At 73.6% G+C, this 10,166-nt stretch carries 7 protein-coding genes; 1 reads left to right on the top strand and 6 read right to left on the bottom strand.

Going from position 1 to position 10,166, the window contains the following annotated elements; all coding sequences use genetic code 11:
- Positions 1-52: 52 nt before the first annotated feature.
- A complete protein-coding gene (locus ABD198_RS26095) occupies positions 53-1,072 on the top strand; it encodes an ABC transporter ATP-binding protein (protein WP_344006330.1) in 1,020 nt (339 codons plus the stop codon).
- Between the two features lie 103 nt (positions 1,073-1,175).
- Here ABD198_RS26095 and ABD198_RS26090 read toward each other — a convergent pair whose 3' ends face one another.
- The 6 genes from ABD198_RS26090 to infB all read right to left on the bottom strand — a co-directional run.
- Positions 1,176-2,138: a bifunctional riboflavin kinase/FAD synthetase gene (locus ABD198_RS26090; protein ID WP_344006328.1), complete on the bottom strand. Its 963-nt coding sequence runs from the start codon at positions 2,136-2,138 to the stop codon at positions 1,176-1,178.
- A gap of 145 nt (positions 2,139-2,283) precedes the next feature.
- The gene (locus tag ABD198_RS26085) at positions 2,284-5,832 is read right to left on the bottom strand and encodes a trypsin-like peptidase domain-containing protein (RefSeq protein WP_425580556.1); all 3,549 of its coding nucleotides are present in this window, start codon (positions 5,830-5,832) and stop codon (positions 2,284-2,286) included.
- A gap of 392 nt (positions 5,833-6,224) precedes the next feature.
- Positions 6,225-7,130 carry a tRNA pseudouridine(55) synthase TruB gene (gene truB, locus ABD198_RS26080; RefSeq protein ID WP_344006326.1) on the bottom strand — a complete coding sequence of 302 codons (906 nt, stop codon included), beginning with the start codon at positions 7,128-7,130 and terminating at the stop codon, positions 6,225-6,227.
- A complete protein-coding gene (gene rbfA, locus ABD198_RS26075) occupies positions 7,127-7,576 on the bottom strand; it encodes a 30S ribosome-binding factor RbfA (RefSeq protein ID WP_167998526.1) in 450 nt (149 codons plus the stop codon). The genes truB and rbfA overlap by 4 nt, the downstream gene beginning before the upstream one ends.
- A gap of 48 nt (positions 7,577-7,624) precedes the next feature.
- The gene (locus ABD198_RS26070) at positions 7,625-7,918 is read right to left on the bottom strand and encodes a DUF503 domain-containing protein (RefSeq protein WP_344006322.1); all 294 of its coding nucleotides are present in this window, start codon (positions 7,916-7,918) and stop codon (positions 7,625-7,627) included.
- A 177-nt stretch (positions 7,919-8,095) separates the two neighbouring features.
- The coding region (gene infB / locus ABD198_RS26065) for a translation initiation factor IF-2 (protein WP_344006320.1) at positions 8,096-10,166 on the bottom strand (2,071 nt) is incomplete at its 5' end.

Genomic DNA, 10,166 nt, shown 5'->3' with positions numbered 1-10,166 from the left:
GAACGGAGCCCGAGGCCGTGCGGGCCAGTGAGGAAGCGAGGCACAGCGCGTCATGACCCTCTCCCCCGCCGCCGACGCGGGCACGCGGACCGGGACCGAGACCGCCCTGCTCAGTGCGCAGGGTGTGCATGTCACGTTCCCCGGGCGGCACGGTGCTCCGGCCGCGCGTGCCGTGGACGGTGTCGATCTCGACATCCGGCCCGGCGAGATCGTCGCCCTGGTCGGTGAGTCCGGCTGTGGGAAGACGACGCTGGCCCGCACCCTGCTGGGGCTGGTCACGCCGACCCAGGGCAGCGTCACCTTCGACGGGCGGCCGCTGGAGTACTCCGGCCGCTCCCTGAAGGCGTACCGCAAGCGGGTGCAGCTGGTGCTGCAGGACCCGAGCGGCTCGCTCAACCCCCGGCACACGGTCTACGACGCGGTGGCCGAGGGGCTGCGCATCCACGGTCACGGCGGTGACGAGCAGGCGGCCGTGGCGCAGGCGCTGTCGCGGGCCGGGCTGCGGCCGCCGGAGCGCTTCTTCCTGCGCTATCCGCACGAGCTGTCCGGCGGTCAGCGCCAGCGCGTGGTGATCGCGGGGGCGCTGGTCCTGGAGCCCGAACTCCTCGTCGCCGACGAGCCGGTGGCCTCCCTCGACGCCTCGGTGCGGGGCGAGATCCTGGCGCTGCTGCTGCGGCTGCGCGACGAACTGGGCCTGTCCGCGCTGGTCGTCACGCATGATCTGGGGCTGGCCTGGAACATCGCCGACCGGGTGGCGGTGATGTATCTGGGCCGGATCGTGGAGACGGGCCCGGTGGAGCAGGTGCTGACCGCTCCCCGGCATCCCTACACGCAGGCGCTGCTGTCGGTGCTCCCCGAGGCCCCCGGCGACCCCGTGGTCCTCACCGGTGAGCCCCCGGACCCCTCCCGCGTCCCCGCGGGCTGCCGCTTCCACGCCCGCTGCCAGATCCTGGCGAGCGGTGAGGCGGAGCGGGCCGGGGTGGCGGGGGCCTGCCGGACGCAGGACCTGGAGATTCTGACCGGGGATGCCACGGCCCAGGTGGCGTGCCACTGGGCGGCGGCGGCACGCTGAGCGGACCGGCGGGCGGTCGGGCGCCTACGGGAAGACCTGGCCGTGCCGGTGCTCAGGCGCCTACCGGAAGTCCCGGCCGAGCCGCGGCGGGCGGGGCGCAGCCTCAGGCGCTCTGCTCGCGCTCGGCCGCGGCGATGAGCTCCTTGCAGCGTTCGACGTCCCGCCGCATCTGCGCCAGCAGATCGTCCAGCGTGTCGAACTTCGCCTGGCCGCGCACGAACGCCAGGAAGTCCACGGCGACATGCAGCCCGTACAGGTCGAGCCCTTCCCGGTCGATGGCGTACGCCTCCACCGTGCGCTCGGTGCCGTCGAACTGGGGGTTGGTCCCGACGGAGATCGCCGCCGGCATGGCCTCGCCCTGGGCGTGCAGCCAGCCGGCGTAGACGCCGTCGGCGGGGATCGCGGTGTGCGGCAGGGTCTCGACGTTGGCGGTGGGGAAGCCCAGTTCGCGTCCGCGCTGGGCGCCGCGCACCACCACGCCCTCCACGCGGTGCGGGCGTCCCAGGATCTCGGCGGCGCCCGCGACATCGCCCTCGGCGACCAGGCGCCGGGTCAGCGTGGAGGAGAACGGCTCGCCGCCACCGGCCTCACCGGTGACGTACAGGTCGACGACCTCGACGTCGAAGTCGTACACCTTGCCCTGCTCGGCGAGGTAGTCCACGGTGCCGGCGGCCTTGTGGCCGAAGCGGAAGTTGGGGCCCTCCACGACCGCCTTGGCGTGCAGCTTGTCCACCAGGACCTTCACCACGAAGTCGGCCGGGGACAGCTTGGAGAACTCTTTGGTGAACGGCAGGATCAGCACCGCGTCCACGCCCAGCTCGGCCATGAGTTCGGCACGCCGGTGGTGCGGGGCGAGCAGCGGCGGGTGGCTGCCGGGGCGGACGACCTCGCTGGGGTGCGGGTCGAAGGTGACGACCACGGCGGGGATGCCCAGCTCGCGGGCGCGCTCCACGGCATGCCGGATGATCAGCTGGTGCCCTCGGTGGACACCGTCGTAGGAGCCGATGGTGACGACGCTGCGCCCCCAGTCCTGGGGGATGTCCTCCAAGCCACGCCAGCGCTGCACTGTGCCTGCTCCTTGTCGAAACCTCGTCCAAACCGAGTACGCAGGTCTAAGGGTGCCATGCCGCCCGCACTCGGCCCGCATCGGCATCGGGCCTGTGACGGGGTGCACGTGCGCATGACAGGTCCGGCGACAGGTCCGGGAGGAGTCAGGCGGGGACGGTCGCACCCGCCAGGTTCTCGATGGTGCGGCGGGAGCTGGGGCCGACGACCGCGGCCCACTCCTGCGGTGCCTCGGCGAGCCATCCGGTCACGGCGGCGGCGAAGCCGGGGACGTGCCGGGACAGGTCGACCAGGGCGCGGTCGAAGCGGGTGGCGCCCTCGGCCGTGCGGATCAGCAGCAGACCGGTGCGGTGCACCAGCGCCCGCTGCTCCTCGCCGGTGTGGCGGGCCGCGGCGCGCAGCACGGCGTCGAGGACGGCGGGGTCTCTCTCGTCGGCGAGGAGGCGGTCGAGCAGCTTCCGGCGCAGGGGGCGGGAGGAGGCGGTGCAGGGTGCGGCGAGCACTCCGGCGAGCGCGGCCCGCAGCGGCTCCGGGCCGCCGGAGAGCAGGGCGGTGAGCAGCGCCGGCAGCCCGGTGCCGGCGGCGGCCGGGTCGCGGTCCAGCCGCTGGTCGGCGTCGGCCGCGCCCTTCTCGGCGAGCTCCGCCCGCCGCTCGACGGCGTCCCGGAGCAGCGCGGCGACCCGGTCGGTGATCTCGGGTGTGGTGGCGTCGGCGAGGGCGCGGAGGGCCTCGGCGGAGTCGGCGGCCAATGCCAGCCGCTCGCGGAAGGCGTCGAGCACCGGCTCCGGGTGCGTGCCGAGGGCCTCGGTGAGGGCGCTCGGGGGCAGCAGCGGGTCGCCGGCCACGAAGTGCCGCAGGGCGCGCGCCAGATGACGGTCCCGGCTGCTGGGGTCGCGGACGAGCAGGGCGAGGGCGCCGCCGTGCAGGGCACGGTCGCTGCTGCGGACCAGCAGGGCGAGGGCCGCGTAGCGCAGCAGGGAGCGGTCGGAGCCGTCGAGGGCGTGCGGGGCGACGCGCAGGCCGTAGGTCACGGCGGCGCTCCGGCGGGTGGGGCGTTCATCGCGGGCCCAGCGGTCGACGGCCCGGCAGACGACGGCCGGTTCCTCCTCGGCGAGCGCGGTGAGCAGCTGCTCCGCCCTGCGGTGCGTGCTGTCGGCGAGGGCGTCGGTGAGGGTGTCGGGTGCGCGGTGGCGGTGGGTGTACAACAGGGCCTGCGCGGCGGTGGCCGCGGTGGCGTGCGGGGTGGCGGGCAGCGGCCGCTCGTCGTCGAACCAGCGCACCAGCAGCGGCACCACGGCCCGGGGGTCGGCGGTGAGCAGCCGCGCGGCCTCGTCGAGGAACCGCGGGCCGGGCTCGCAGGGGGGACCGTCGGCGTGCACCAGGCGGCGCAGCAGCGCCAGGCGGGCGTCCTGCGGCAGTGCGAGCGACGCCCAGAAGGCCGGGCCGAGACCGGGCGGCACGGTCCCCCGCTGCCGCCATGCCACGGTCCGGTCCGCCAGCAGCCGGAGCACCTCGGTGTACGGCGTGGCGTCCGGTACGCGGGTGAGGGTGCCGGTGAGCAGCCGGGCCGCCCACCAGGAGCCGGGGGCGGCGTCCAGCGCGTGCACCAGGTCGGCCAGCCGGGAGGCGAGATGGCGGGGCCCGTGCTGGCGGGCGAGGAGCAGCATGGACTGGGTGACGGGGCCGAGGCGGTGGTGCGGGACGGGGCGGTCCGGCCGGTCGTGCACCAGGGTGCGCAGGGCGCCGTCCAGGTCGAGGTGGAGGCCCTGGAGCCAGTCGGCGAGTTCCTCGTGGGCGAAGCGGTAGTTGGATCCCGCGGGCACCAGGAGGCCCTCGGCGAGCACGGCGGAGGCCCAGCCGGTCCCGCCGCCGAGCCGCCGCGGCGCGGCTCCCCACGGGAACAGCGTCTCGAACGCCTCCCGTTCCAGGCCGCCCTCCTCGAGGCTGAGCCGTGCGGCCTCGTGCACCTGCCCGGCGACCTTGGCGGCGAGCCGCCGCACGGCGGTGCCGCGCACCCGGTTCCCGGCGGCGAGCCGCACGGCGACGCGCAGGCACACCAGGTCGAGGTAGGCGGCGAAGACGCTGTCCCGGTCCAGCCCGGCCTCGGGCGGACGGATGTCGTCCACCCGGCCGGCGCGGCCGTCGGCGTCACCGCGGTCGCTGCGGGCGTCGGGTGGGGGTGCGGTGAGCGTGCGGGCCGGCGCCCAGTGCGGCCCTTGTGCGCCGGCGGGGCAGAGTTCAGCGCCGGACGGCATGTCCGTGCCGTCGTCGCCGAGGGCCGCGAGGATCTCCGCGAGGAGGCGCAGGGTCAGGGGGTGGCGGGCGTCGGCCAGGATGCCCTCGGGGATGCCCTGGCGGCGGCGGGCCTCCCAGGCCTCCTCGGCGCTCAGATCGCCGAGGCGCACGCAGGCGGGCAGGCCGTCCTCGCCGGGGCCGCCCCCGTGCAGCGGCTCCGCCGGGTAGCGGGCGCCGGCCTGTTCCCAGTGCTCCTCGCGGCAGGCCAGCACCAGGCGTGCGCCCTGTTCGCTGAGCCAGCGGGCCGTCCCGGCGGTCCACTCGGGGAGCCGCTCGGCCAGTGCGGCCGGCATCTCCTCCGGGTTGTCGAGCAGGAGGAGCAGCGGGCGGCCGGTTCCGGCGGCGAACCGGGCGAGACGCTCCGGGCCGGTGTCGCCGAGGTCCTCGACGGATCCGGGGACGTGGCCGGCGGCGGCCACGATCCGGGCGGACCGGTCCAGCGCCCGGCGGGCGGCGTCCGCGACCGAGGTGTCGTCGCCGCGCAGGTCCGCGCCGCGCAGCCACAGCGTCGGCTTCCCGGCCCGGTGCCGGCGGGCGGCGAGCGCCGCGAGTTCCGTGGTGCGGCCGCTGCCGGGCGGTCCGACCAGGCCCAGCACGCAGGCGGGGCCCTCCTCGAAGGCGGTGAGTCCGGCGATCACGGCCGCGCGCTCCACCGCCGGCTGCGGCAGCAGGGCGCCGGGCGGTCCGTCCTGGGCCAACGATGTGGCCGTGAGCTCCAGCAGTCCGGCGAGGTTCAGATCGTCGCCGTAGGCCGGGACCGTGGCCGCGTTCTCGGCGAGCAGTTCGCGGAGCGCTTCGGTGGCGGGGCGCAGGGGCACGGCGAATCCGACGTCGGCGGTCTCGGACGACAGGGCCGTGCCGAGGACGCCCAGCACGGCGCCGGTGGCCGCGTCGAGCACCGGGCCGCCCGCCGCGCCGCCGCCCAGGCGGAGCGCGTCCCGGCCCGCGGTGCCCATGGCGAGTTCCAGGGCCTCGGGCAGCCCGTGGCAGCGGTCCACGGCGGTGTAGGTGACGGCGGTGGTGCCCAGCACCCGCGCCTGGCGCCAGCCGCCGGCGGGGATCCGGACGTAGGTGCCGGGGTCGATGTGCTCGCGGGCGGAGATCGGCAGGGGTGCCACGCCCAGCCCTTCGCCGCGCACCAGCGCCAGGCCGAGCGAGGGCAGCGGCGTCACCTCGTCCGCCGTGACGGCGCAGTGTCGGCCGGAGGGGGCGTGGAGCACCAGGCGGGGCAGTCCGTCGACCGCCTCGTGGCTGGTGATCACCGTGCCGTGGTGGTCGGCGAGGAAGCCGGTGCCGCGCGGCCGGCCGGCGAGGTCGTGGATGCGTACGAGGACGTCGTCGGGGGCGTGCCCCCGGTCGGAGACGCTCGCCTGTTCCGGGGCGATCCGCTGAGCCGTCACGCCGCCTCCCCGCCGTACCGCCGTGCCCTTGCTCCGACCGTACGGCGAAGTTGATCAGCGGGACAGATCGCCGGACGAACGCGCCCCCTTCCGCTCCCCCGGTTCACTCCGAGCGCCCGTGCTTACGGGTGAACGGGAGGGGAGGGATGGATACACCCTAGGGATGGGGGAACCGAGGGGGACCGTGGAGCGGCGCCATGCGCATCCCATGACGCCGCTCCACGGCAGAGAGGACCGACGGCACAGAGGCCGGACAGCAGAGAAAGCCGCCGGCCGAGAGGACCACAGGCCCGACGGCAGTGAGGGGCCCACAGGCCCGACGGCAGAGAGGGGCCCGCAGGCCCGACGGCAGAGAGAGCCACAGGCCCGACCGGGCAACGGCCCCGGTGCCGTCAGCCGAAGACGGCGAGGCTCTTGGCCCTGCCCTTCTGCTGCTCGACCAGGGCCAGGAGCCGGCCCTCCGGGTCGAAGACGGCCACGGGGCCGGAGCCGGCGTACTCGTCCGGCATCTCCAGCCGCACCCCGTTGGTGAGCAGCCGGGCGCGCCTGGCGTCGACGTCCCAGCGGGGGAAGGCCGCGGCGGCGGCCTCGGCGATGGGCATGACGGTCAGCTCCTGCTCGAGCTGTTCCAGCGTCTTCGCCGAGTCCAGCTTGTACGGGCCGACGCGGGTGCGGCGCAGCGCGGTGAGATGGCCGCCGACCCCGAGGTCGGCGCCCAGGTCGCGGGCGAGGGCGCGGATGTAGGTGCCGGAGGAGCAGACGACGGAGACCACCAGGTCGATCACCCTGGTGCCGTCCTCGGCCTCGGCCTCGCGCATGTCGTGCACCAGGAACGAGGAGACGGTGACCGGCCGGGCCGGGATGTCGAAGTCCTCGCCCTCGCGGGCCCGCTTGTAGGAGCGCACGCCGTTGATCTTGATGGCGCTGACCTTGGACGGCACCTGCATGATGTCGCCGGTCAGCTTGGCGACGCCGGCGTCGACGGCCTCCCGGGTGATCCCGGAGGCGTCCGTGCCGGAGGTGATCTCGCCCCCGGCGTCGTCGGTGATGGTGTTCTGCCCGAGCCTGATGGTGCCCAGGTACTCCTTCTCCGTCAGGGCGAGATGCCCGAGGAGCTTGGTCGCCTTCTCGACGCCGAGGACCAGCACTCCGGTGGCCATCGGGTCGAGCGTGCCGGCGTGGCCGACGCGGCGGGTGCGTGCGATGCCGCGCATCTTGGCGACCACGTCGTGCGAAGTGAAGCCCGACGGCTTGTCGACGATGACAAGGCCGTCGGGCGTGCGGTGCTTCTGGGTCATTCGGCGGTGTCGTCCGTCTCGTCGTCGCCCGGCTTGCGGTACGGGTCGGGGTCTCCGGCGTAGGTCGCCCCGGCGGACGCCTCGCGCACCTTGGCGTCGGACTGGCGCGCCTTGTCGAGGAGGTCCTCGATGGTGCGCGCGGTGTCCGGCAGGGCGTCCATGACGAAGGTCAGGGTCGGCGTGAACTTCACGCCCGCCGCCCGGCCCACCTCGGAGCGCAGGATGCCCTTGGCGCTCTCCAGGCCGGCGGCCGCGGCCTTGCGCTCCTCGTCGTCCCCGTAGACGGTGTAGAAGACCGTCGCCTCCCGGAGGTCGCCGGTGACCCGGGTGTCCGTGATGGTGACGTGCGAGCCGAGCCGCGGGTCCTTGATCCCACGCTGCAGCTTCTGGGCCACCACCTCTCGGATGAGGTCCGCCAGCCTTTTCGCCCGCGCGTTGTCGGCCACTGGTCGTCTCCCGTTCTTTCCTGTCTCGAATCTCGCCAGCTGTGATCGTCAGTCGTCTTCGCCGTGGAAGCGCCGCCTGACGGACAGCAGCTCCACCTCGGGGCGGCCGGCGACCAGTCGCTCGCAACGGTCCAGCACGTCGGTCAGGTGCCCCGCGTCGCCAGAGACCATCGCGATGCCGATGAGAGCCCGGCGATGGAGGTTCATGTGGTCCACCTCCGCCGCGCTCACCGCGTACTTGCGCTGGAGTTCGGCGACGATCGGGCGGACGACGGAGCGCTTCTCCTTCAGCGACCGGACGTCGCCGAGGAGGAGGTCGAAGGACAGCGTCCCCACAAACATGTGTGCAACCGGTTAACCCGCCGGTGCGGGATCGATGGACCTTCGAGAACCGTACATCGAAGGGGTGGTGCCCATCGACGCAATTGCCGGGGCGGGCCCCCGGGGGATGCGGTCCTCCGCCAGACGCGGAGCTGGCCGACGGGAACGCCTCCCGTCGGCCAGCCCCAACCGTGGGTGTTACGCCCGCGGCTTCTCGCGCATCTCGTACGTCGCGATGATGTCGTCGACCTTGATGTCGTTGAAGTTTCCGAGGTTGATACCGCCCTCGAAGCCTTCGCGGATCTCGGTGACGTCGTCCTTGAAGCGACGCAGACCCTCGATGGTGAGGTTCTCGGCGACCACCTTGCCGTCGCGGATGAGCCGCGCCTTGGTGTTCCGCCGGACCTCGCCGGAGCGGATGATGACACCCGCGATGTTGCCCAGCTTGGACGACTTGAAGACCTCGCGGATCTCCGCCGTACCGAGCTCGACCTCCTCGTACTCCGGCTTGAGCATGCCCTTCAGGGCCGCCTCGATCTCCTCGATCGCCTGGTAGATGACCGAGTAGTACCGGACGTCCACACCCTCGCGCTCGGCCATCTGCTGTGCCCGCCCGGCGGCGCGCACGTTGAAGCCGATCACGATGGCGTCGGAGCCCATCGCCAGGTCGATGTCGGACTCCGTGACCGCACCGACACCGCGGTGCAGGACGCGGATGTCGACCTCTTCGCCGACGTCCAGCTGGAGCAGCGAGGACTCGAGGGCCTCGACCGAACCGGAGGCGTCACCCTTGATGATCAGGTTCAGCTGCTGGACCTCGCCGGCCTTGAGCACCTTGTCCAGGTCCTCGAGCGAGACGCGGCGCGTGCGCTTGGCGAACGCGGCGTTGCGCTCACGGGCGGCGCGCTTCTCGGCGATCTGACGGGCCGTACGGTCCTCGTCGACGACGATGAAGTTGTCGCCCGCGCCCGGGACGTTGGTGAGGCCCAGGACCTGCACCGGCGTCGACGGGCCGGCCTCGGAGACGTTGTTGCCGTTGTCGTCGAGCATGGCGCGCACGCGGCCGTAGGCGTCGCCCACCACCATCGTGTCGCCGACCCGCAGCGTGCCTCGCTGGACGAGGACGGTCGCCACGGCACCGCGACCGCGGTCGAGCCGGGACTCGATCGCGATGCCCTGCGCGGCCTGCTTGGGGTTGGCCCGCAGGTCGAGCGAGGCGTCCGCGGTGAGGATCACGGCCTCGAGCAACTCGTCGATGTGCAGACCCTGCTTGGCGGAGATGTCGACGAACATGGTGTCGCCGCCGTACTCCTCGGCCACCAGGCCGTACTCGGTCAGCTGACCGCGCACCTTGTTCGGGTCCGCGCCCTCGACGTCGATCTTGTTGACCGCGACGACGATCGGCACATCGGCCGCCTTGGCGTGGTTGAGCGCCTCGACCGTCTGCGGCATGACGCCGTCGTTGGCCGCGACCACCAGGATCGCGATGTCGGTCGACTTCGCACCGCGGGCACGCATGGCGGTGAACGCCTCGTGACCCGGGGTGTCGATGAAGGTGATCTTGCGCTCTTCGTCGTTGACCTCGGTCGTGACCTGGTAGGCACCGATGTGCTGGGTGATGCCACCGGCCTCGCCCGCGATGACGTTCGTCTTGCGGATGGCGTCCAGCAGGCGGGTCTTGCCGTGGTCGACGTGACCCATGACGGTGACGACCGGCGGGCGGACCACCAGGTCCTCCTCGCTGCCCTCGTCCTCGCCGAACTCCAGGTCGAAGGACTCGAGCAGCTCGCGGTCCTCCTCCTCCGGGCTGACGATCTGAACCTTGTAGTTCATCTCCTCGGCCAGGAGCTGGAGCGTCTCGTCGGAGACGGACTGGGTCGCGGTGACCATCTCGCCGAGGTTCATCATGACCGCGACGAGCGACGCCGGGTTGGCGTTGATCTTCTCCGCGAAGTCGGTGAGCGAGGCACCGCGCGACAGGCGAATGGTCTCGCCGTTGCCGCGAGGCAGCATCACGCCGCCGACCGACGGGGCCTGCATGGCCTCGTACTCCTGACGCCGCTGCCGCTTCGACTTGCGGCCACGGCGCGCGGGACCGCCGGGACGGCCGAAGGCGCCCTGCGTACCACCACGGCCACCCGGACCGCCGGGACGGCCACCGAAGCCGGGACGGCCACCGCCGCCACCGAAACCGCCGCCGGGACGACCGCCGAAGCCGCCGCCACCGGGACGACCGCCACCGCCGTCCGCGGCCGGGGCGCCCTGCTCG

The sequence above is a fragment of the Streptomyces thermocarboxydovorans genome (genome assembly GCF_039524635.1).
Taxonomy (GTDB): domain Bacteria; phylum Actinomycetota; class Actinomycetes; order Streptomycetales; family Streptomycetaceae; genus Streptomyces; species Streptomyces thermocarboxydovorans.
Note: the sequence above shows the minus strand (reverse complement) of the source record. Positions and strands in the feature narration are given on the sequence as shown.

Excerpts from the sequence above, each read along its gene's own strand:
- ABD198_RS26095 (WP_344006330.1), top strand. The coding sequence starts at position 53 with ATGACCCTCTCCCCCGCCGCCGACGCGGGCACGCGGACCGGGACCGAG.
- truB (WP_344006326.1), bottom strand. The coding sequence starts at position 7,130 with ATGACCCAGAAGCACCGCACGCCCGACGGCCTTGTCATCGTCGACAAG.
- ABD198_RS26070 (WP_344006322.1), bottom strand. The coding sequence starts at position 7,918 with ATGTTTGTGGGGACGCTGTCCTTCGACCTCCTCCTCGGCGACGTCCGG.